This window comes from Anaeromyxobacter dehalogenans 2CP-1 (assembly GCF_000022145.1).
Lineage (GTDB): Bacteria > Myxococcota > Myxococcia > Myxococcales > Anaeromyxobacteraceae > Anaeromyxobacter > Anaeromyxobacter dehalogenans.
Map to the genome: position 1 here is coordinate 4,875,324 of NC_011891.1, position 21,416 is coordinate 4,896,739.

At 75.2% G+C, this 21,416-nt stretch carries 20 protein-coding genes; 12 read left to right on the forward strand and 8 right to left on the reverse strand.

What is annotated here, in order from left to right; translation table 11 throughout:
• Positions 1-5: 5 nt before the first annotated feature.
• From A2CP1_RS22040 to A2CP1_RS22050, 3 genes are read right to left on the reverse strand one after another with little or no spacing between them, the layout of a single operon-like run.
• Positions 6-623, reverse strand: a complete 618-nt coding sequence (locus A2CP1_RS22040; protein WP_015935385.1) for a hypothetical protein — start codon at positions 621-623, stop codon at positions 6-8.
• A complete protein-coding gene (locus A2CP1_RS22045; RefSeq protein ID WP_015935386.1) occupies positions 620-1,357 on the reverse strand; it encodes a sensor histidine kinase in 738 nt (245 codons plus the stop codon). The genes A2CP1_RS22040 and A2CP1_RS22045 overlap by 4 nt, the downstream gene beginning before the upstream one ends.
• A gap of 10 nt (positions 1,358-1,367) precedes the next feature.
• Positions 1,368-3,209: a sensor histidine kinase gene (locus A2CP1_RS22050; protein WP_245529904.1), complete on the reverse strand. Its 1,842-nt coding sequence runs from the start codon at positions 3,207-3,209 to the stop codon at positions 1,368-1,370.
• Between the two features lie 297 nt (positions 3,210-3,506).
• Here A2CP1_RS22050 and A2CP1_RS22055 point away from each other — a divergent pair, with 297 nt between their 5' ends.
• Both A2CP1_RS22055 and A2CP1_RS22060 read left to right on the forward strand, forming a co-directional pair.
• On the forward strand, positions 3,507-4,142 hold the full coding sequence (locus A2CP1_RS22055) for a DUF47 domain-containing protein (protein WP_015935388.1): 636 nt from the start codon (positions 3,507-3,509) through the stop codon (positions 4,140-4,142).
• A gap of 37 nt (positions 4,143-4,179) precedes the next feature.
• Complete coding sequence (locus A2CP1_RS22060; RefSeq protein ID WP_015935389.1) at positions 4,180-5,238, forward strand: inorganic phosphate transporter; 1,059 nt, start codon at positions 4,180-4,182, stop codon at positions 5,236-5,238.
• Positions 5,239-5,241: 3 nt separating this feature from the next.
• On the opposite strand, the gene A2CP1_RS22065 is transcribed toward A2CP1_RS22060, so the two are convergent.
• The gene (locus tag A2CP1_RS22065) at positions 5,242-6,258 is read right to left on the reverse strand and encodes a radical SAM protein (RefSeq protein ID WP_015935390.1); all 1,017 of its coding nucleotides are present in this window, start codon (positions 6,256-6,258) and stop codon (positions 5,242-5,244) included.
• 28 nt (positions 6,259-6,286) lie between these two features.
• On the opposite strand from A2CP1_RS22065, the gene A2CP1_RS22070 reads away from it, so the two are divergent.
• The gene (locus A2CP1_RS22070) at positions 6,287-6,781 is read left to right on the forward strand and encodes a hypothetical protein (RefSeq protein WP_015935391.1); all 495 of its coding nucleotides are present in this window, start codon (positions 6,287-6,289) and stop codon (positions 6,779-6,781) included.
• On the opposite strand, the gene A2CP1_RS22075 is transcribed toward A2CP1_RS22070, so the two are convergent.
• Complete coding sequence (locus A2CP1_RS22075; RefSeq protein WP_015935392.1) at positions 6,723-7,355, reverse strand: DNA-3-methyladenine glycosylase; 633 nt, start codon at positions 7,353-7,355, stop codon at positions 6,723-6,725. The two genes, A2CP1_RS22070 and A2CP1_RS22075, sit on opposite strands and share 59 nt — an antisense overlap.
• Before the next feature lie 166 nt (positions 7,356-7,521).
• Between A2CP1_RS22075 and A2CP1_RS22080 the strand changes: the two genes are divergently transcribed.
• The 6 genes from A2CP1_RS22080 (at position 7,522) to A2CP1_RS22105 (ending at position 13,873) form a co-directional block, all read left to right on the forward strand.
• A complete protein-coding gene (locus A2CP1_RS22080; RefSeq protein WP_015935393.1) occupies positions 7,522-8,157 on the forward strand; it encodes a hypothetical protein in 636 nt (211 codons plus the stop codon).
• On the forward strand, positions 8,147-8,938 hold the full coding sequence (locus A2CP1_RS22085) for a hypothetical protein (protein WP_015935394.1): 792 nt from the start codon (positions 8,147-8,149) through the stop codon (positions 8,936-8,938). The genes A2CP1_RS22080 and A2CP1_RS22085 overlap by 11 nt, the downstream gene beginning before the upstream one ends.
• Positions 8,939-8,950: 12 nt before the next feature.
• Positions 8,951-10,420: a pyruvate kinase gene (gene pyk, locus A2CP1_RS22090; RefSeq protein WP_015935395.1), complete on the forward strand. Its 1,470-nt coding sequence runs from the start codon at positions 8,951-8,953 to the stop codon at positions 10,418-10,420.
• 58 nt (positions 10,421-10,478) lie between these two features.
• Positions 10,479-11,663 carry a M24 family metallopeptidase gene (locus A2CP1_RS22095; protein WP_015935396.1) on the forward strand — a complete coding sequence of 395 codons (1,185 nt, stop codon included), beginning with the start codon at positions 10,479-10,481 and terminating at the stop codon, positions 11,661-11,663.
• A gap of 34 nt (positions 11,664-11,697) precedes the next feature.
• Positions 11,698-13,191 carry an MBL fold metallo-hydrolase gene (locus A2CP1_RS22100; RefSeq protein ID WP_015935397.1) on the forward strand — a complete coding sequence of 498 codons (1,494 nt, stop codon included), beginning with the start codon at positions 11,698-11,700 and terminating at the stop codon, positions 13,189-13,191.
• Positions 13,192-13,348: 157 nt separating this feature from the next.
• Positions 13,349-13,873: a hypothetical protein gene (locus tag A2CP1_RS22105; protein ID WP_245529906.1), complete on the forward strand. Its 525-nt coding sequence runs from the start codon at positions 13,349-13,351 to the stop codon at positions 13,871-13,873.
• 226 nt (positions 13,874-14,099) lie between these two features.
• Here A2CP1_RS22105 and A2CP1_RS22110 read toward each other — a convergent pair whose 3' ends face one another.
• The 3 genes from A2CP1_RS22110 to A2CP1_RS22120 form a co-directional block, all read right to left on the reverse strand.
• Complete coding sequence (locus tag A2CP1_RS22110; RefSeq protein WP_015935399.1) at positions 14,100-14,651, reverse strand: hypothetical protein; 552 nt, start codon at positions 14,649-14,651, stop codon at positions 14,100-14,102.
• 141 nt (positions 14,652-14,792) lie between these two features.
• A complete protein-coding gene (locus tag A2CP1_RS22115) occupies positions 14,793-15,320 on the reverse strand; it encodes a toxin-antitoxin system YwqK family antitoxin (RefSeq protein WP_015935400.1) in 528 nt (175 codons plus the stop codon).
• The gene (locus A2CP1_RS22120; protein ID WP_012528325.1) at positions 15,317-16,726 is read right to left on the reverse strand and encodes a sigma-54-dependent transcriptional regulator; all 1,410 of its coding nucleotides are present in this window, start codon (positions 16,724-16,726) and stop codon (positions 15,317-15,319) included. The genes A2CP1_RS22115 and A2CP1_RS22120 overlap by 4 nt, the downstream gene beginning before the upstream one ends.
• A gap of 193 nt (positions 16,727-16,919) precedes the next feature.
• Between A2CP1_RS22120 and ftsH the strand changes: the two genes are divergently transcribed.
• The 3 genes from ftsH (at position 16,920) to A2CP1_RS22135 (ending at position 21,358) form a co-directional block, all read left to right on the forward strand.
• Entirely contained in the window at positions 16,920-18,776 is a 1,857-nt protein-coding gene (ftsH, locus tag A2CP1_RS22125; RefSeq protein WP_015935401.1) for an ATP-dependent zinc metalloprotease FtsH, read from the forward strand.
• A 102-nt stretch (positions 18,777-18,878) separates the two neighbouring features.
• Positions 18,879-20,273 carry a phospholipase D-like domain-containing protein gene (locus A2CP1_RS22130; protein ID WP_015935402.1) on the forward strand — a complete coding sequence of 465 codons (1,395 nt, stop codon included), beginning with the start codon at positions 18,879-18,881 and terminating at the stop codon, positions 20,271-20,273.
• Between the two features lie 251 nt (positions 20,274-20,524).
• Positions 20,525-21,358 carry a PilZ domain-containing protein gene (locus A2CP1_RS22135; protein WP_012528328.1) on the forward strand — a complete coding sequence of 278 codons (834 nt, stop codon included), beginning with the start codon at positions 20,525-20,527 and terminating at the stop codon, positions 21,356-21,358.
• The last annotated feature ends 58 nt before the right edge of the window (positions 21,359-21,416 follow it).

Genomic DNA, 21,416 nt, shown 5'->3' on the forward strand with positions numbered 1-21,416 from the left:
TCGGGCTAGGGCGGCGGCGGCGGCGGCGCATTCCAGTCCATCTCGAGCGACTCGATGTTGCCCGCCCTGGTCGCGGTGGGCGGGCAGCGGCCGTCGGGGGCGGGGGCGGCGCCGGGCCGGCACTCCGGCGCGGCGGCGGGCTCCGGCCGCTCCTGGGCGCGGCGTGCGGCCGCGCGCGCGAGGACGCCCGGCGCCACCTCGGCGGACGGGCGCGCCTTGGCGCGGAACGCCTCCGCGGTGGCCGCGGCGGGCGCCGCCTTGGGCGCGGCCACGGCCGCCGTAGCGGCGGGCGCGGCGGAAGGGGTCGGGACGGGGGCGGCGGCTGGCGCCGGGGTGGCGGGCGCGGGGTCGACCGCGGAGGTCGGGGCGCCGCGGGCGGCCGGGGCCGGGGCTGGACGCGGCGGGCGGCGCGCGGCGGCGGCCGGCGCGGGCGAAGGCGGCGGTGCCGCCGGCGCGGCGACGGTGAGGACCGCCGGGCTCGCCGGCGACCCGGCCGTCACCGCCTCGGCCTCGGGCGCAGGCGGGGCCGCGTGGCGGCGCCCGGACAGGACCGCGCCCGCGCTGGCCGCGGCCACCCCGGACGCGAGCGCCAGCCAGGCGGCGAGGCGCGCGGCGCGGATCACGGCGTCCCCTCCGCCGGCGCGGCCGGGATGGAGACGCAGAACTCGGTCACCGCCCACGGGAGCCGGGCCGGATCGGCGGCGTCCACCAGCGTCACCGCGCCGCCGAAGCGGCTCATCAAGCGGCGCGAGATGTGGAGCCCGAGGCCGGTGCCGTGCCCGGGCGCCTTGGTGGTGAAGCGCGGCTCGAAGATGCGCTCGCGGAGCTCGGCCGGGATGCCCGTCCCCGCATCCGACACGCGCACCTCGATGCCCTCGCCCGCCGCCGCGATCACCCGCACCTCCACCCGCCCCGGGCCCACACCATCCACCGCGTCGAGCGCGTTGGCGATGAGGTTCGTCGCCGCGTGCACCAGCGCGCCCGGCGCCCCGAAGCCGTCGGGCAGGCCCGCCGCAGGCGCGAACGCGAAGCGCGCGCCGAGCGGGCGGACGCGCAGCGCCAGCAGGTCCACCGCGCGCGCGACCACCGGCGCGACCGCGAAGCGCACCGGCTCGGCGTCGCCGGCGCGGAACAGCTCGTCGTAGCCGTTCACGACCTCGCCCATGCGCGCGAGCTGGCTGCGCAGGATCCGCCACGCCTCCTGCTGCGCCAGCCCCGGGCCGGCGGCGCGCTCGAGCAGCGTGGCGGCCGCGTCCGCGCCCATGAGCGGCTGCCGCAGCTCGTGGAGCAGCGCGGGCGCGAGCAGCTCGGCGTCGAGCAGGGCGAGTCCGGCGGGGTCGTCGTGCTTCCTCTTCATGCGCGCTCCGTCAGGCGAGGTGCGCGGCCGTGGCCGCCGGGAGCAGCACCGTGATGGCCGCCCCCGCCCCCTCCTCGCTCTCCACCACGATGCGCCCGTGGTGGGCCTCCACGATGCTGTGCGACACCGACAGCCCCAGGCCGACGCGGCCCGGGTGCTCCTTGGTGGTGAAGAACGGGTCGAAGATCCGCTCGCGGATGGTGACCGGGATGCCCTTGCCGGTGTCGGCGATGCGCAGCCGCAGCGCCTCGCCGTCCACCGTGCCGAGCGACACCTCCAGCGAGCCGCCGCGCGGCATGGCGTTGATGGCGTTCTCCACCAGGTGCGCCACCACCTGCTGGATCTGCACCGGGTCGCCCTGCGCGTCGGGGAGCCGCTCGTCGAAGCGGGTGGTGAGCTCGATGCCGGCGGCGCGCAGGCGGTCCTCGTAGAGCGCCAGCGCGGCGCGCACCGGGGCCACCAGCGAGAAGCGCCGGCCCTGCATCGACCGCTCCTGGTCGGCGAAGCTGCGCAGGTCCTCCACCACCCGCGCCACGCGCGCGGTCTGCTCCTGCGCCCGCCCGATCATCTCGGCGTGCGCGCTGCCCGCCGGCAGCTCGCGCTTCAGGATGGCGAGGTAGCCCACGATGGCGGTCATGGGGTTGTTGAGCTCGTGCGCCAGGCCCGCGCCGAGCGAGCCGAGCGCGGCCAGGCGGCGGGTGCGGAGGATCTGGTCCTGCGCGGTCTTCAGCTCGGCGGTGCGCTCCTCGACGCGCGACTGCAGCTCGCGGTTCCAGCCGCGGATCTCCTCGTCGCGCCGCCGCAGCTCCCCGGTCATGCGGCCGAAGGCGCGGCCCAGGTCGGCGATCTCGTCCCGGCCCTTCTCCGACACCGGGGCCGAGAAGTCGCCGGCGGCGATGGCGGCCGCGGCGCGCGAGAGCCGCTCCACCGGCCGCGTCACCATCCGCGCCAGCACCGCGCCCACCAGCAGCGCCAGCACGAGCGCCACCGCGGACCAGCCCACCGTGTAGAAGCGCAGCCGCTCCGCCGCGCTGAACGCGACCGCCATGGGCTGCGCCACCACCGCGCCCCAGCCCAGCGAGCCGAGCGGCGCGAACGCGGACAGCCAGCGCTCGCCGTCCTGCCGCCGCACCAGCCGCGACCAGGCCAGGCCCTTCCCGAACCCGACCTCGGACAGCCGGCGCTCCTCGTCGGTGAGCGGCCCGGCCTGCACCCCCGCGATGAGCGCGCCCTGGCCGTCCACCAGGTACGCGAGCCCGCCGGCGCCGGACAGCTCGGCGATGCGGTGCTCCACGTCGCGGAGCAGGATCTCCGCCGCGAGCGTCCGGTCCTTGCCGATGCGGAGCGCCACCGCGATGCGGGCCGGGCCGCGCTCGCCGCGGTACGGGGCCGAGAGCGTGGTCGCCCCGGCCTTCGCGGGCGCTCGCGGGATCTGCCGGGCGAAGCGATCGAGGTCGCGGTCGTCCACCGGCTCGCGGCCGGCCAGCGCCGGATCGCGCTCCGGCCGCCGCTCGAACACCGGCCCGGCCACCGGCGTGTTCGCGTCGTCGACGAGCACCAGGATCGAGACGAACGGGAGCTGCCGGTACGGGATGTCGAGCACCGCCGACAGCTCGCCGCGCGAGAACTCGTCGAAGGGCATCGCCGAGACCGCGAGGCGCAGGCTCTCGACCGAGTTCCCGACGAACCGCTCGGTGAACAGCGCCAGGTCCTCGGCGGCCTGGACCTGCATGCGGCCGACGGTGCGCTGCAGCTCGTCGCGGCTCACGGTGTACGAGACGAGCCCGAGCAGCGCGACCGGGAGGACCCCGACCGCCAGGAGCACGAGCCCGATCTTCGCGCCGAACCGCATGCGGTGCCCGGAGTCCTTGCCGAGGGAGCCGTCGAGATCCGCCCCGGGGAACGGCGGTTGCCCGGCCGTCCCTCGCAGGAGGGGGAATATGGTCGCCACCTGGGGAGGTGGACAAGCCTCGCAGGTGGCGGAATGTCCCACAAACCCGGGACGGAGCGAAGGAAAGTCAGGCCGCGGCGGGCGCGCGATCCCCAGATGGGCGCGCTCTCTCAGTGGAATTCCGTGCGTTCAGAGTCGTTTGACTGCCCCGCGGGAATCGGTATGGTGCGCGCGCTTGCCCTCCCAGGGAGACCCTCGATGACGATGCTCGAGAAGCTGATGCCGAAGTCGGACGACTTCTTCTCCGACTTCGAGGCGCAGGCGGCGACCGTGGTCGAAGGGGCGAAGCTGCTGAAGCTGCTGCTCGAGGACTTCACCGACGTCCCGAGAAAGTGCCAGGCGATCAAGGACGTCGAGCACAAGGCCGACGACATCACGCACCGCGCCTTCGCCCGGCTCCACACGCAGTTCATCACCCCGTTCGACCGGGCCGAGATCCACCGGCTGCTGTCCCGCATCGACGACGTGCTCGACCTCGCCGACGCCGCCGCCGAGCGCCTCGGCCTCTACGACATCGACCAGGTGCTCCCCGAGGCGCGGGACCTCGCCGCGGTGCTGGTGGCCCAGGCGCTGAAGATGGAGGAGGCGGTGAAGGGGCTCCGGAACATGAAGAGGGACCCGGGCACCATCCTCGAGGCCTGCAAGGAGATGAACGTCCTCGAGAACCAGGCCGACCACCTCACCCGGACCACCATGGCGAAGCTGTTCAAGCGCGGGAACGACCCGCTCACGGTCATCAAGTGGAAGGAGATCATCGATCTCATCGAGACCGCGACCGACCGGGCCGAGGACGTGGCGAACGTGATCGAGGGCGTGGTGCTGGAGCACGCCTAGACGATCCCACCCTCCCCGCCGCGCCCGGTCCGCCGCCATGCTCATCCTCGTCATCCTCCTCGTCCTGGTCGCGCTCGCCTTCGACTTCATCAACGGGTTCCACGACGCCGCGAACTCCATCGCGACCGTGGTCTCGACCCGGGTGCTCTCGCCGCTCGTCGCGGTGGCCTGGGCGGCGTTCTTCAACTTCATCTCCGCCATGCCGGTGCTGTGGGGCGCGGAGCTGAAGGTGGCCGCCACCATGGGCAAGGGCATCGTCCACTTCGAGCAGCTCAAGGCGGGCGGCATCTCGCTCGTGCTCATGGTGGTGTTCGCCGCGCTGATGGGCGCGATCGTCTGGAACCTGCTGACCTGGTGGTGGGGGCTGCCCTCGTCCTCCTCGCACGCGCTCGCCGGCGGCATGATCGGCGCGAGCCTGCCGCCGCTCGGCTTCGCCGGCCTCATCCCCTCCGGCATCCTCAAGATCGTCGCGTTCATCGTGCTCTCGCCGCTCATCGGCATGGTGCTCGGCTCGCTCATGATGGTGGCGACGGCCTGGATCGTGCGGAAGAACACGCCGGCGCGCGTGGATCGCTGGTTCCGGCGCCTGCAGCTCGTCTCGGCCGCGATCTTCAGCTACAGCCACGGCACGAACGACGCCCAGAAGGTGATGGGCATCATCTCGGTCATCCTCTACGGCACCATCTGGGCGGACCGCGCCGCGATGACGCCGGGGCACTTCCCGGTGCCGTTCTGGGTGGTGCTCTCCTGCCACGCGGCCATCGGCCTCGGGACCATGTTCGGCGGCTGGCGCATCGTCCGCACCATGGGCCACAACCTCACCAAGCTGCAGCCCATCGGCGGCTTCTGCGCCGAGACCGGCGGCGGCGTGACCATCCTCGCGCTCGCCCACTTCGGCATCCCGGTCTCCACCACGCACACCATCACCGGGGCGATCGTGGGCGTGGGCTCGACGAAGGGCACGCGCGCGGTGCGCTGGGGCGTGGCCGGCCGGATCATCTGGGCCTGGGTGTTCACCATCCCGGCCGCGGCGATCGTCGCCGGCGTCATCTTCCTGGTGACGCGCGCGATCGTGGGCGTGGTCGGCGTCGGCTGACGATCAGTCGCCGCGCCGCCGCGAGGCCAGCATCCCGCAGGCGGCGTGCTCGTCCTGGCCGCCGGAGTAGCGGCGCACGACGGGCGTGCCGGGCAGCTCGCGGGCGAGCGCGTCGCGGAACGCGTTCCACTCGTCCTCGTCCGGCGGGCAATAGCGGCCCGAGGCGTCGTTCACGGCGATGGGGTTGAGGCGCACCGGGATCCCGGCGAGCAGCTGGCCCAGCGCCGCCGCGTCCTCCTCGCCCACGTTCACGCCCGAGATCATGACGTACTCGAGCGTCACCCGGCCGCGCAGCGCCGCGTGCTCGCGGATCGCCTCGACCAGCTCGTCGAGCGGGAAGCCCTGCTCCACCGGCATGAGCGCGCGCCGCTTCCAGGGCATGGCGGCGTTGAGCGAGATGCACAGGCGGAACTTGTGCCCCTCGGCGGTGTAGCGGCGGATCATCGGGACCACGCCGGCGGTGGAGATGGAGATGCGCCTCGCGTCGATGCGCGCGCCGGCCGGATCGCAGAGCGCGTAGGCGGCGGTCAGCACCTCGTCGTAGTTCAGGAACGGCTCGCCCTGCCCCATGAACACCACCCCGGTGATGGGCCGCTCCGAGTCGGCCCGCACCGCGAGGAGCTGCGCGACCATCTCCCAGGAGCGGAGCGAGCGGTCCAGGCCGAGCTTCGCGGTGGCGCAGAACGCGCAGCCGAGCGCGCAGCCCGCCTGCGAGGACAGGCACACCACGTGGTGCGTGTCGAACAGCGGGATGCGCACGGTCTCGACGCGCAGGCCGTCGGGCAGCTCGAAGAGGTACTTTCGGAAGCCGTCGCGCGCGTCCACCGCCTCGAGGAGGCGCAGCTCGCCCGGCGTGGCGAGCGCGTCCACCTCGTCCAGCACCGAGCGGCGGACGTTGCGCGCGTCGCGGAGCGGGGCGCCGCGCCCGATGACCGCGCCGGTGATGCGGCGCGCGTCCTCGAGCGAGATGCCGGCACGGCGCGCCAGCGTTCGGCTGTCCTGGCCGGCGAGGTGGAGCACGGCGGCGAGATAGCATAAGTTCGCGCCGATGAGAGCACTCGCCGCCGCCGCACTCCTGTTCCTCGCGGGGTGCGTCACGTACAGCCAGCCGCCGGAGAACGCTCCGCCCCCCGCGCCGGAGGGCGAGGCGCCGCCCGAGGCCTCGCCCCCTCCGCCGCCGCCGCCGCCCGCGCCCTCGCAGGCCGAGCCCGCGCCGCAGCCGACGCCGCCGCGCGCACCGCAGGCTGCGCCCCCGACGGCAACCCCGCCCGCACCCCAGGCGGCGCCGCCCGCGCAGCGCCCGGGCTACCTGGGCCGCGACCAGGCGATCGACGCCGCGTTCCGCGTGGCGCGCGAGCGCAGGCTCCAGGTGGACACGGTGAAGCACGCGTTCCTCGACGAGCCCGCCGCGCGCTGGCACGTGGACGTGGCGGGGCCCCGCGACTTCGCGCGGGTGGTGCTGGACGCGCGCGACGGCCGCCTGCTCAAGGGCCGCTTCCGCGCGGGCGCCGCGGACGCGGGGCCGGAGCAGCGGGCGCCCTAGCCGCGCGCGCCGCGGCGGCGCCGGGCGGCGGCCGGCTCACCCACGGGCTGCCGCGCAGCGCGAAGCGCCAGGGGCGCGCCGCCCAGGCGCCGGCGTAGCCCACGTTCACGCGCGGGCCGGTCACCACCGCCTCGCTCGGCGGCGGCGCGTCCTCGACGAACAGGTCGTCGCCGGCGAGGTCTCGGCCGTTGTCGTGCTCGCGCCGGATGGCGAGCGCGCGGCACAGGTTCCCGGGCCCGCGGGTAGAGTGCAGGCACCCGTCGATCGGCTCGGCCGCGCGGAGCAGCACCGCCGACGGGAACCCCTCCGGCCCGGTCACCACGTTCATGCAGTGGGACGTTCCGTAGATCAGGTACACGTACGCGCGGCCGGGCGGCCCGAACATGATGGCGGCGCGCGGCGTGGGGCCGGCCCGGGCGTGCGACGCCCGGTCGTCGGGCCCGTGGTACGCCTCGGTCTCCACGATGCGCGCGGCGCGACGCACGCCGCCATCGAGGTGCACGAGCACCTTCCCCAGCAGCGCCCTCGCCACGGTGCGCGTGTCGCGCGCGTAGAACGCCTGCGGCAGCTTCATGCGGACCGCGGACGCTACCTCGCGGGAGCGTCCCGCGCCAGGCGGCCGGGCCGGCCTGGTCCGCGCCGCAGCAGCGACCCGGATCAGGCGGTCCCGGCCGGAACCCCACAGGGAGGGCGGACGCCCGCTTCGCCGGCCCGCCGAGTGTGCCAACCTTCGGGCGGACGTGCGCCCGCTCACCGTCATCGCCCTGCTGCTCGCGCTGCCGTGCGCCGCGCTCGCCGCCCCAGCCGCGGCGAAGGACGACGACTTCGAGCCCGACGAGCCGCTGCGATCGCTCGCGCTCGGGCCGCTGCCGCGCGCCCGCGCCATGGTCTCCGGCGACGTGGGCTGGCTGCGGAGCGGCATCGGCATCGGCGTGGGCCTCGGCGCGGCGCTCGACCTCGTGCTCCGCATCGACGCCATGCCGCTGTACGAGAAGGGGTTCGGCGGCCAGCGGGAGCTGCAGGGCGGCCTGCGCTTCTCGCCCATCGCCGAGGAGGACCTGCGCCTCACGGTCCAGGTCACCGGCGGGCAGGTGTTCATCTCCAAGCCGGCCGAGCTGGTGTCGTTCACCACGGTCCGGGGCGAGATCCTGCTCGGCGCCACCTTCGACCTGCTCAGCCCCTACGCGCGGCTCGGGGTCCGGACGCTGAGCCGCAGCGTCGAGGGCGCGGACGCGTGGCAGCGCGAGGAGGAGATCGGGCTCGGGGTGGAGCGGGTGCTCGGGCGCTTCGTGGTCGGCGCCGAGGGCTACGTCCTCGCCCGGCCGCACCGCTCGGGCATGGGCCAGTGGAGGCTGCGGGTGGGCTATGCGCTCTAGCGGATGCGAGCGCGGGTCCCGGCGGCGGGCCGCCCTCGCGGCGGCGCTCGCGCTCGCGGCGCTCGCCGGCTGCGCCACCCGCGACGTCGAGACCACGCCGTTCCGGATCCGCGCGGAGGGCCCGGACGGCGCCTCGCTGGTGGACGCGCGCTCCGGCGCCGGGTTCATCGTGGTGACCGGCCCGGCCAGCCTGCCGTCGCCCACCACGCTCCGGGTCGACCAGGCGGTGGTGGACGACGCGAGCGGCACGCGCACGCTCGACTCGGTCACGTTCAGCTTCGATCCGGCCGCGCTGCCCGACCTGGCCTTCCCCCCGCGCCTGGCCGGGCTGACCGTGACGGTGGAGCTGAACGTCGATCCGCACGGCGCCGGCCCCGTGCGCGAGCCGCTCACCATCCCCGCGCTCCGGATCGCGAGCGGGGACACGGCGCGGAGCTACGAGTTCCTCGTCGGCGAGTCCGCCTACACGCTCGCGGACGGCATGCCCGGCGTGCCCGCGCTGCTCGGCCCGTACGTCGGCACCGAGGACATCCCCTTCTTCGAGGTGCGCCCGAACTGGACCGAGTCCGAGCCGGCGAAGTGCGGCATGGTGTACGACGCCGACATGCTGCGCGTGACGCAGTCCATACCCGTGGTGACGCTGGCGGCCGGGCGGAGGGCCCAGGTGTACGTCGGGCTCCGGGCCGAGCCCTGGAACGTGGTGCACGTCCAGTCGTGGCACCGGCGCGGCACCTGCGCCGGGCAAGCGGGATCGTGGACGCAGTTCGCGGCCTGGCGTTAAAACACTCCTTCCATGCGCCGCGCCAAGATCGTCGCCACCCTCGGACCCGCGTCCGGCGAGCCGGACGTGCTCGCCAGGCTCCTCGAGCAGGGGGTGGACGTCGCCCGCCTGAACTTCTCCCACGGCCGGCACGAGGACCACGCGCGGATGCTCGACAAGATCCGCGCCGCCTCGCGCCACCTCGGCAAGGCCGTGGCCGTGCTGCAGGACCTGCAGGGCCCGAAGATCCGCACCGGCCCGCTGAAGGCCGGGAAGGCGGGCGTGCAGGTGGAGGCCGGGCAGGAGATCGTCATCACCACCGAGGGCGAGCTGGCGGGCGACGCGCACCTCGTCTCCACCACCTACCCGCACCTCGCCGAGGACGTGCGCGCCGGCGACCGCCTGCTGGTGGACGACGGCCTGCTCGAGTTCCGGGTGCTCGCCACCGACGGCGTGCGCGTGCGGGCCGAGGTGGTGGAGGGCGGCTGGCTCGGCGAGCACAAGGGGATCAACCTGCCCGGCGTGGCGCTCCGCACCGAGGCCATGTCCGAGAAGGACCGGGCCGACGTGGCGTTCGGCATCTCCCACGGCGTGGACTACGTCGCGCTGTCGTTCGTGCGCACGCCCCAGGACATCGGCCTCTGCCGCGAGGAGATGGAGCGCGCCGGCCGGGTGGTGCCCATCATCGCGAAGATCGAGAAGCCCGAGGCCATCGACAACCTCGACGCCATCATCGCCGCCGCCGACGGGGTGATGGTGGCCCGCGGCGATCTCGGCGTGGAGATCCTGCCGGAGCGCGTGCCGCTGCTGCAGAAGGAGATCTGCTCGAAGGCGAACGCCTCCGGCAAGCCGGTCATCATCGCCACCCAGATGCTGAACTCGATGATGGAGCACCCGCGCCCCACCCGCGCCGAGGCGTCCGACGTGGCGAACGGGATCTGGGACGGTGCCGACGCGGTGATGCTCTCCGGCGAGACCGCCAGCGGCCGCTTCCCGCTCGCGGCGGTGCAGATGATGGACCGCATCGTGCGCGAGGCGGAGGCGGGCTCGCCGGCCGCGCTCCACGCGCGCGTCCCGCCGCCGGCGCGCCCGGCGCCGTTCAACCTGGTGACCGCGTCGGCCGCCTGCGAGGCCGCCGAGGCCGCCGGGGCGGTCGCGATCTGCTGCTTCACGCTGCGCGGCGAGACCGCGCGGCTGCTCGCGCACTTCCGCCCGCGGGTGCCGATCGTCGCGTTCTCGCCGGACCAGTCCATCCGCCGGCGCCTGGCGCTGTACTGGGGCGTGCTGCCGAAGGTGATGGAGCCGGTGAAGAACGCCGACCTCATGGCCGAGATCGTCTCCGACCGGCTCCTCGAGGAGAAGCTGGTGAAGCCGGGCGACCGGGTGGTGCTGGTGCACGGCTCGCCGCTCGGCCTGCCCGGCCAGACGAACTCCATCCGCCTGCACGAGATCACCCACCCGTCCGATCGCGGGCCCACCCAGCGCTACCGCGTCCCGGTGTAGCGCCGCCGGCCCCATCCGGCCCGCCGCCCCGGCGGCGTCCCCCTCGCAGGAGAACCGCATGGACATCCCCGCCCTGCAGCGCGCGCTGGCCGAGTCGAAGCTCGACGGCTGGCTGCTCTACGACTTCCACGGCCAGAACCCGACCGCGGTGAGCGCCCTCGACCTCGCCGGCCACATGCTCACCCGGCGCTGGTTCTACCTCGTGCCGCGCGCCGGCGAGCCGGTGGCGCTCGTGCACCAGATCGAGCTCGGCTCCTTCCCGCGCCACGTGCCCGGGGCGCGGCGCGGCTACTCGTCATGGCAGTCGCTCCGCGGCGAGCTGAGCGCGCTGCTGGGCGGGCTGGGGCCGCGGGCGCGCATCGCCATGGAGTACTGCCCGGAGGGCGCCATCCCGACCCTGTCGCGGGTGGACGGCGGCACGCTCGAGCTGGTGCGCGGCTACGGCGTCGAGGTGGTGAGCTCCGCCGAGCTGGTGCAGCGCTTCCTGTGCCGCTGGGACGACGCGCAGGTGGAGAGCCACCGGCGGGCGCTCGCGGCCATCGACGCGGCCAAGGACGAGGCGTTCCAGCGGATCGGCGCCGCGCAGCGGAAGGGCGAGCGGATCCTCGAGACCGACGTGCAGCGGTTCCTGATGGAGCGCTTCGCCGCCGCGGACCTCGAGACCGACCACCCGCCCATCGTGGCGGTGAACGGCCACGCGGGCGACCCGCACTACGTGCCCTCCGAGGCCACCCCCACGCCGGTCGAGCGCGGCGACCTCGTGCTCATCGACCTGTGGGCCCGCGGCAAGGGTCCGCGCGACGTCTACGCGGACATCACCTGGGTCGGCTACTGCGGGGAGAAGCCGCCGCCGAAGGTGCAGGAGGTCTTCGACGTGGTCTCCGGCGCGCGCGACGTGGGCCTCGCCACGGTGGAGCAGGCGTTCCGCGACGGGCGCACGCTGCAGGGCTGGGAGGTCGATCGCGCGGTGCGCGACTTCATCTGGTCGAAGGGCTACGGCGAGCGCTTCGTGCACCGCACCGGCCACTCCATCGGCACGAACGTCCACGGCGACGGCGTCAACCTCGACGACCTCGAGACGCACGACACCCGGACGCTCATCCCGGGCCTGGCGTTCTCCATCGAGCCGGGCGTCTACCTGCCGGACGAGGGGCTGGGCGTCCGCTGCGAGATCGACGTGTTCCTCGCCCCCGAGGGCCCCAAGGTGTTCGCGAAGATCCAGCGCGAGCTGGTCCGGATCTGATCGCGCCGCGCCCCGCGCGGCCGGAGGGCCGGCGATGTCGATGACGTTCCCCGGGCTGCCCCCGCCGCCGCCGCCGCCCGAGCCGGTGCTGGCGACGGCGGTGGTGCTCCACCGCGACGGGCCGCGCGGGCGCGAGGCGTTCCTGGTCCGGCGCGGGCGCGACCTCCGCTTCGCGGGCGGCTGGCACGCGTTCCCGGGCGGCCGGCTCGACCCGGAGGACGCGCGCGTGCCGGTGGAGGGCGCGCAGGGCGAGGACGCGCGCCTAGTCGCCTGCGCCGCGCGCGAGCTGTTCGAGGAGACCGGCGTGCTCGCCGCCCGCGGGCGCGAGCGGGTGCCGGCGGCGGCGCGCGAGGCGGCCCGGCGCGCGCTCCTCGACGGGACGCTCGCGTTCGGCGACTTCCTCGCCGCGCACGGGCTCGGGCTCGAGGCGGCGGCGTTCACGCCGGCCGGCCGCTGGGTGACGCCCGAGCACCTGCCGCTCCGCTACGACGCCCGGCTGTTCCTGCTGCCGCTCCCGCCCGGCGAGGCGCCGGTGGTCTGGCCGGGCGAGCTCGCCGACGGCGCCATGGTCCCGGCCGCCGACGCGCTCGGCGCCTGGGGCCGCGGCCAGATGCTGCTCCACCCGCCCAACCTGCACGCGCTGCGCGTGCTCGACCGCCCCGGGCCGATCGACCTCGCCGCCCTGCGCGACCCGCCGCACCGCGACGGACCCATCTGCCGCCGCATCGAGTTCCAGCAGGGCTTCTTCCTCGCCGCGCTGCGCACGCCCACGTTGCCGCCCGCCACGCACACCAACGCGTGGCTGCTCCCGGCGGAGGGCGGCCTCGCGGTGGTGGACCCCGGCGCGCCGGATCCCGCCGAGCAGGCGGTGCTGTTCGGGCTGCTCGACGCGCTCGCCGCCGAGCGGCTCCCGCCGCGCGAGATCTGGCTCACCCACGCGCACCCGGATCACGTCGGCGCGGTGGCGGCGCTCTCGGCGCGGTACGGGCTGCCGGTGCGGGCGCACCCGCTCGCGGCGGGCCGCGCCGGCGCGCCGGTGGAGCCGCTCGGCGAGGGCGACCGGATCGGCGACGGCGGCCGCTTCCGGGTGCTGGAGACGCCCGGCCACGCGCGCGAGCACCTCGCCTTCCTCGACGAGCGGAGCGGGGCGCTCGTGTGCGGCGACCTGGTGAGCACGCTCTCCACCATCGTGATCGACCCGCCCGAGGGCGACATGGCCGAGTACGAGCGGCAGCTCGCGCGGGTGGAGGCGCTCGGGCCGCGCACGATCTACCCGGCGCACGGGCCGCCCGCGCCGGACGCGGTGGGGAAGCTCGCCGCGTACCGGGGCCACCGGCGGGAGCGCGAGGCGCTGGTGGTGGCGGCGCTCGCGGCGGGCGGGACGCTCGCCGAGATCACCGCGCGGGCGTACGCGGACACGCCCGCGCCGCTCCACCCGGTCGCGGCGCGGAGCTGCCTCGCGGTGCTGGAGAAGCTGCGGGGGGCCTCCCGCGCGGAGGAGGCAGGCGGGGTGTGGCGGGCGCGGTGACGGCCGGCCGGGCGCGCCACAGGGGACCCGTCGGATTTCCGAGCGGAAGTCCGCAGAAAGCCGGTATCGGCTGTGTCGCTCCAGACACCAACAGCCGGCAAGGCGTTGAATTCCCTGTCCCCCGTCGAGGGCACATCCGTTGCACAACGCGCCCTCCATGCCTGATCGCGCGAACAAGCTCGCCCGGCTCGCCCTCCTCCTTGCGGGCGCCTTCCTCTTCGGCGGTGCCTCCGCCGAGGTAGCCGTTCGCACGCACCAGGCGGTCGAGCAGCTCAAGGCCGAGCGCGAGATCGGCGCCGCGGGGCAGCTCGTGGCGCTCGAGCTCACCGGCGCCCAGGGCGAGGTGGTGGCGCGCCCGCGCCTGATCGCGCCGCGCGGGAAGGCCGCCGAGCTGGTGCTGCACGATCCCGCCCACCCCGGCGAGATCCGGCTGTCGTTCCGCGTCGAGGCGGACCGCGATCCCACCGGCGACATCGCGCTCGACTACGAGCTGTCGGTCCCCTCGCGCGCGGTGACCGCCCGCGGCAAGATCTCGCTCACCCCGGGCGTGGAGCAGTCGATCCAGCTCGGCGGCGGCGTCCTCGTCGCGACCTGGCTCGCGCTCCCGGTCCCCTCCGCCGGCTTCGACGCCTACCTCGAGTCCGAGGCCGCGGCGCGGCGGGCGGCTGGACGGACGAGCTAGCTGGTTCCCTCGACTGCTCCCTGAACTCCGCGCGGGCCTGCGCGTCCCTCGACTCCGCGCGGCCTGCGCGTCCCTCGACTCCGCGCCGCTGCGCGGCGCTACGCTCGGGATGAGCGATCCTTCATCCGCTCACCCTGAGCGTAGGCGACCCGAAGGGTCGCCGGAGTCGAAGGGTCACCCTGAGCGTAGGCCGCGCCAGAGGCACGGCCGGGGTCGAAGGGCTCCGCTACCTCTCGGCAGCGGCCGCCTCGGCCTCGAGCGCGGCGGCCTCGGCGCGGATGCGGGCGAGGTGATCCACGAGCCGCAGGCGCTGCACCTCGAGGGCGCGCAGCCGGGCGTGGTCCTCGGCGAACGTCGAGGGCTGGGCCGGCGCGCGCGACACCGACGCGCCGCGGGCCACCACCGCGCGCTGCTGGGCGGGGCCGTGCGCGGGCTGGGCGAGCGCGCGGCGCACCTCACCGATGCGCAGGTCCAGCGAGCGCAGCGCGAGGACCACGCGGTCCGCCTCGTCGTGCAGCGCGTCGGCGCGCTCGCGCAGCTCGCCGGCCGGCGCCGCGGCGGGCGGGAGCGCGGCGCGCCCCTCCTGCCGGTCGATCGCGTCCGCGAGCTCCTGCGCGCGGACCAGCAGGCGGCCGAGCTCGCGGCCGACGTCCTCGCCCGCCAGGTGGCGCATCTTGAGCTGCTCGATCCGGGTCGCGATCGCGTCCAGCTCGGCGCGCGCCTCCAGGGCGGGCGTGGCGGTGCCGAGCGTGATGACGAGCGTCAGTTCCGCGAGCATGGTGCGCCCGTCACATGGAGCAACTGCCGTGCCGCGCACGGGACGCGTCCTTACGCGGGCTTGCGACCGTCGGGGCCGCGGAAGGGACGCATTTCCGGGCGGGAACCCTCGGAAAACCGAGCCCTCCGGCACGCGCGCCGGTCACGGGGTGTGCGTCTGCTCGCCGTAGTCCACCGCGCCGAGCTCGCGGCCCGCCTCGTCGTAGCTGGTCCAGCGCCCGCACTGCGCCCCGCCGCAGTGGCGCCCCGCCGCCCTCCGCGCCCCGCCCGGCCAGAACGACGCGAACGCGCCGTCCTGCACCCCGGCGCGCCACCCCGAGGTCTCCTCCACCTGGCCGGACTCGTACCAGATCGTCCAGCGGCCGTGCTTCGCGCCGTGCGCCCAGGCGCCCTCGCGGGCCCGCCGACCGTTGCGGTGGTACTCGACGAACGGGCCGTCGCGCTCGCCCTCGCGGTAGGCGCCCTCGGTCCAGGGCGCGCCGTCGTCGTACCAGGTGCGCGCCGGCCCCTCGCGGCGGTCGTTGCCGGCGGCGTCCTTGCCGGCGCACCACGCCTCGAACCCCTCCGGCGGCGCCGCGCCGCGCGGCTCGGTGCCGGGGGGACAGTCGAGCGGGGCGCCCGCGAGGAGCGCGAGCGCGGCCGCGAGCGCCCAGACGAGCCCGGCCGTCACGCCCCCTCCTCGCCGCGCTCGCCCTGCTTCACGATCCCGTACTTCTCGAGCTTGTAGTAGAGCGCCGACGGCTTGATGCCGAGCAGCCGCGCCGTCTCCGCCTTCACGCCCTTCGCCTTCTCGTAGGCGGCGAGGATGAGCTGCTGCTCCAGGTCCTCGAGGATGTCGGTGAGGCTCCGGTCGCCGCTCGGCACCGGCAGCCCGGTCGGCGCGGGCGCGTGCCGGATCCCCTCGGGCAGGTCCTGCGGCCGCACCGCGTCGCCGTCGGCGAACACCAGCGCCTGCTCCACCACGTTCTCCAGCTCGCGCACGTTGCCGGGCCACGGGTGGCGGCGCAGCAGCTCGAGGGCCTCGGGCGCGAACGAGGTGACGCGCCGCCCGATGCGCGGCGCCAGCCGGGCGAGGAACGCGTGCGCCAGCTCGTCCACGTCCCCGGGCCGCTCGCGGAGCGGCGGGAGCTGGATGGGCACCACGTTCAGCCGGTAGTAGAGGTCCTCGCGGAAGCGCCCCTCCGCCACCATGCGCGTGAGGTCGCGGTTGGTGGCGGAGATCACCCGCACGTCGGTCTCCACCGTCTCCTCGCCGCCGACGCGCTCGAAGCAGCGCTCCTGCAGCACGCGCAGGAGCTTCACCTGCACCGACGGCGGGATCTCGCCCACCTCGTCGAGGAACAGCGTGCCCTCGTGCGCCAGCTCGAAGCGCCCGAGCTTTCGTCGGATGGCGCCGGTGAACGCGCCGCGCTCGTGGCCGAACAGCTCGGACTCGAGCAGGCCCTCCGGGATGGCCGCGCAGGAGATGGACACGAACGGCTTCTCGCGCCGCAGGCTGGCGTCGTGGATGGCGCGCGCCACCAGCTCCTTGCCGGTGCCGGACTCGCCCAGCACCAGCACGGTCGCGTCGGTGGGCGCCACCTTGCGGATCTGGTCGTGCACCCGCCGCATGGGCTCTGAGCTGCCCACCAGCCCGTGCGGCTCGCGCTCGCGCACGCGGTCCTGGTCGAGCACCTCGGCGCGGGCCCGCGCGGTCTGCGCGCCGCGCCGCTCGCGGGCGATCTCGATCGCCTTCTCCACCCGGGCGCGCAGCGCCTCGGTGCTGAACGGCTTCTCCAGGAAGTCGATGGCGCCCTCGCGCATCGCGTCCACCGCGGTGGCGATGGTGCCGTGGGCGGAGATCACCACCACCGTCGCGTCGGGGTCCTCGGCGCGGAGGCGGCGGACCACCTCGATGCCGTCCACCGGCACCATTCGCAGGTCGGTGACCACCACGTCCGCGGCGCGCTTGCGGTAGGCGGCGATCGCCTCGGCGCCGCCGCGCACCGCCAGGACGTCGTGGCCGAGGCGGGCGAGCGTGATGACCATGCCCTCCCGAAGCGCGTCGTGATCGTCGGCCACCAGGATCCTTGCCATCGCGGGGGCAGTCTAATCCGGATCCCCGCCCGCGCGACCGCGCCGCATCCCCCGGACGCAGGGCGGGCGCGGGCGGGCGGGCGCCGGCCGCTCGTTTTTTGGCGTGGATGCTGCGACATTTCGCATTTGTCAGCGGGTGGGCGGTGGTTACGGATCAGGGAATGGCGGCCGGCAGGCCGCCCGGGTGATCCCAATGAACAAGAAGACCGCCGGCTTCAACGTCGCCTACATCTTCCTCGCCGCGCTCGGCGTCCTCATGGTGCAGGACTGGTGGGCCCGCTCGCAGGCGGTCGCCACCCTCCCCTACAGCCAGTTCCAGCAGCTCGTCCGCGAGGACAAGGTGGCGAAGGTCACCGTCTCGCAGGACCAGGTGGCGGGCGAGCTGAAGGAGCCGCTCAACGGCAAGACGCGCTTCGTCGCGATCCGCGTGGACTCGGACATGGCGAAGGAGCTGGACCAGCACGGCGTCACCTACGCCGGCCGCTACGACAGCGACTTCGTGGCGATGCTCCTGTCCTGGGTGGTGCCCATCGCGCTGTTCTTCGGCGTGTGGCTGCTGCTCAGCCGGCGCATGGCGAAGCAGCTCGGCGCGGGCGGGCCGGGCGGTGGGCTCATGTCGATCGGCAAGTCGAAGGCGAAGGTCTACGTCGAGACCGACACGAAGACGACGTTCGCCGACGTGGCCGGGGTGGACGAGGCCAAGGAGGAGCTGAAGGAGATCGTCACCTTCCTCAAGGACCCGAAGTCCTACGGCCGGCTCGGCGCGCGCATGCCGAAGGGCGTGCTGCTGGTGGGCCCCCCGGGCACCGGCAAGACGCTGCTCGCGAAGGCGGTGGCGGGCGAGGCGAGCGTGCCGTTCTTCTCCATCTCCGGCTCGGAGTTCGTGGAGATGTTCGTGGGCGTGGGCGCCGCCCGCGTGCGCGACCTGTTCGAGCAGGCCCGCGCCAAGGCGCCGGCCATCATCTTCATCGACGAGCTGGACGCGCTCGGGCGCGCCCGCGCCAGCATGCCGGGCATGAGCGGCGGCCACGACGAGAAGGAGCAGACGCTGAACCAGCTGCTGGTGGAGCTGGACGGCTTCGACCCCTCCGCCGGCATCGTGCTGCTCGCCGCCACCAACCGGCCCGAGATCCTCGACCCGGCGCTGCTCCGCGCCGGCCGCTTCGACCGGCAGATGCTGGTGGACCGGCCGGACCGGGTGGGCCGCCTCGCGATCCTGAAGGTCCACACGCAGCGGGTGGTGCTCGACGACGGCGTGAAGCTGGAGGAGGTGGCGGCGCTCACCCCGGGCTTCACCGGCGCCGACCTCGCGAACCTGGTGAACGAGGCCGCGCTGGTGGCCACCCGGCGCCAGGCCGACAAGATCTCGATGGAGGACTTCAACGTCGCCGTCGAGCGGATCGTGGCCGGCCTCGAGAAGAAGAACCGGCTGCTCAACCCGCGCGAGCGCGAGGTGGTGGCGCACCACGAGATGGGCCACGCGCTGGTGGCGGCCGGCCTCGCCGGCACCGACCCGGTGCACAAGATCTCGATCATCCCGCGCGGCATCGGCGCGCTCGGCTACACGATCCAGCGGCCCACCGAGGACCGCTACCTCATGACGCGCGAGGAGCTGCAGAGCAAGATGGCGGTGCTGCTGGGCGGCCGCGCCGCCGAGCGCCTCGTGTTCGACCACCTCTCCACCGGCGCCTCCGACGACCTCTCCAAGGCCACCGAGATCGCGCGCAGCATGGTCACCCGCTACGGCATGGGCGAGGCGCTCGGGCCGGTGACGTACGAGACCGAGCCGAACGGCTACCTGGGCGAGCTCGGGACCCGCCGCCTCTACTCCGAGGCGACCGCCCGCGAGATCGACGTGGCGGTGCGCGAGCTGGTGGAGGGCGCCTTCCAGCGCGCCAGCGCCATACTCACCGACAACCGGGCGCTGCTCGACCTGGGCGCGGCCGAGCTGCTCGCCCGCGAGACGCTGGCCGGCGACGAGCTCCAGGCGCTGCTCGGGCGCGTGGCCGGCGACGGGCCGCGCGTCGCCGCGGCCAGCGCGGCGGGGTAGCTCCGGGCCGGGCCGGGCGGCCGGCACGCCATCCCGCACCTCGACGGCCCGTCCGTTCGATGCTTCACTGATCCGGTGTTCCGGGACGCGTGGAGCGCCGCCGTGCTGGTCGTCGCGACGGGCCTGTCGCTGGTCGCGACCGGCCACGCCGTGCTGCACAAGCGCGACGTCCGCGCGGCGCTGGGGTGGGTGGGGCTCATCTGGCTCGCGCCCATCGCCGGCGCGCTCGCGTACCTGCTGTTCGGCGTGAACCGCATCCGCCGCCGGGCGCAGGCCATCGGCCTGCCCGGCGTGCGGAGCCGCGACGAGGACCGGCCGCCGCCCCCGCAGCTCCCGTCCGGCGCCGCGCACCTCGCGCCGCTGGTGGCGCTCGCCGACGCGGTGGTGCGCCGCCCGCTCGTCGCCGGGAACGCCTTCACGTTGCTGCCGGGCGGCGGCGTCGCCTACCCGGCCATGCTCGAGGCCATCGACGCGGCCCGGCGCTCGGTCACGTTCTGCACGTACATCTTCGACGCGGGGCTGGCCGGCGACGCGTTCGCCGACGCGCTGGCCCGCGCGCACGCGCGCGGCGTGAAGGTGCGCGTGCTCGTGGACGCCATCGGCGTCCGCTACGGCTGGCCGCCCATCCACCAGCGCCTGCGCCGCCTGGGCGTGCGCACCGAGCTGTTCCTGCCGCGCCTCACCCCGGCCTGGCTGCCGTTCGTGAACCTGCGCAACCACCGCAAGATCCTGGTGGTGGACGGCCGGCTCGGCTTCACCGGCGGGATGAACGTGCGCGACGGGTTCCTGCCCCGGCCCGGCGGCCCGCCGCCGTTCATGGACCTGCAGGTGCGCATCGAGGGCCCGGTGGTGTCGCACCTCCAGTCGGCGTTCGCCGAGGACTGGCTGTTCACGACGGGCGAGCCGCTGGAGGGCAACGCGTTCTTCCCGCCGCTCGCCGCCGCCGGGCCGGTGCTGGCGCGCGGCGTGGCCGACGGGCCGGACGAGGACTTCGAGGCCATCCGCTGGCTGCTGCTCGGCGCGCTCTCGGTGGCGCGCCGGCGGGTGCGCGTCGTCACGCCCTACTTCCTGCCCGACCCGCCGCTCATCACGGCGCTCAACGTGGCGGCCATGCGCGGGGTCGAGGTGGACGTGGTGCTGCCGGAGCGCGGGAACCTGCCGCTGGTGCAGTGGGCGCAGGCCGCGCAGCTCTGGCAGGTGCTGGACCGCGGCTGCCGGGTGTGGTGCTCGCCGCCGCCGTTCGACCACACCAAGGCCATGGTGGTGGACGGGGCGTGGTCGCTCGTCGGCTCGGCGAACTGGGATCCGCGCAGCCTGCGCCTCAACTTCGAGCTGGACGTGGAGGCCTGGGACCCCGAGCTGGCGGCGCGGGTGGACCGGCTGGTGGAGGAACGGCTCGCGGCGGCGCGGCCGCTCACGCTCGCCGACGTGGACCGGCGCCCGCTGCCGGTGAAGCTGCGCGACGGCGTGGCGCGGCTGCTCTCGCCGTACCTGTGACCGCCGCGGCCGCCGGCGCCCGACCGGCGAGCGGTGCTCACGCGATTCACCCACTGTCAAGCGGGGCGGAAGCGACCGGGGAGGATCGGGGCGGGCGCGCGCGCCGGCGCCCCCTGCGTCCACGAAGTTGCGATGCCACCGCGCGGCGTGGCATGAGGGGTGTGGCTGGTCGGATGGGTCGTCGGGTGGTCGTGGGGCAGCGGGTGGGGGCGGGTGGGTGCAGCGTGCGTCGTGGAGAGGTGTCCAGCCGGATGCGAGGGTTCCCGCAGGCAGACCATCGTCGGGACCCGCGCCTGGCGGTGAGCGCGCCCGCCGTGCTCGCCGCGAGCGACGGCCGCTGGGACGTCATCGCCGAGGACTTCGCCGCCGGCGGCTGCCGCGTGGTGTCGCCGGTGCCGCTCCGGCTCGGCACCGCCGCCTACCTGACGCTGCAGCTCCCCTCCGGCGCCGGCCACGTGGCCGCCACCGCCACCGTCGCCTGGAACACCGCCGCGCCGCCGTGGCGGATGGGCTTCGCGTTCGCGCGCTCGGGCGGCGAGGAGCGCGCGCGCCAGGTCCGGACGCTGCTCGACGCGAACCCGCGGCTCGGCCGCCGCCCGCCGCCGCTCCGTCCGAGCGCGCGGCTGCGGCTCGGCACGCCGCCCGACCCGTGCCCGGTGTTCACGCGCGACGAGCGGGTGGTGCTGCGGGCCGCCCGCGACGCGCTGGCGGCGCGCGAGCTGTTCGGCCGCCACGCGGTCCGCGCGGTCGAGCTCCGCCGCGCGCTGCAGGGGCTCATGCTGCACGGCTGGGTGCAGACCGGCGCGCCGCGCGCCACCGACCGGCGCTGGTCGGCGGTGCTGGCGGAGGCGATCTCCACCGGGGGTGGACGCGCCACCCGCGACCGCCCCGCCGACGGCGCCGGCTACCGCCCGCTGCGCGGCCGCCGGGCCCAGGCGTTCGTGGACCTGGCCCGCGCCGAGAGCGCCGAGGGGCACGACGCGTCCGCGGTGGAGTGGCTGCAGGCCGCGCTGGCCGCGTCCCCCGAGGACCCGTTCATCCTCGCCGCGCTCGACGCGCTCACCGTGGGTCACGCCCGCGGCTGAGGGAGGACGTCACGGGCTGCGCCCCGCCCCTCGGAGCGGAGCTGCGGACCCCTGACTC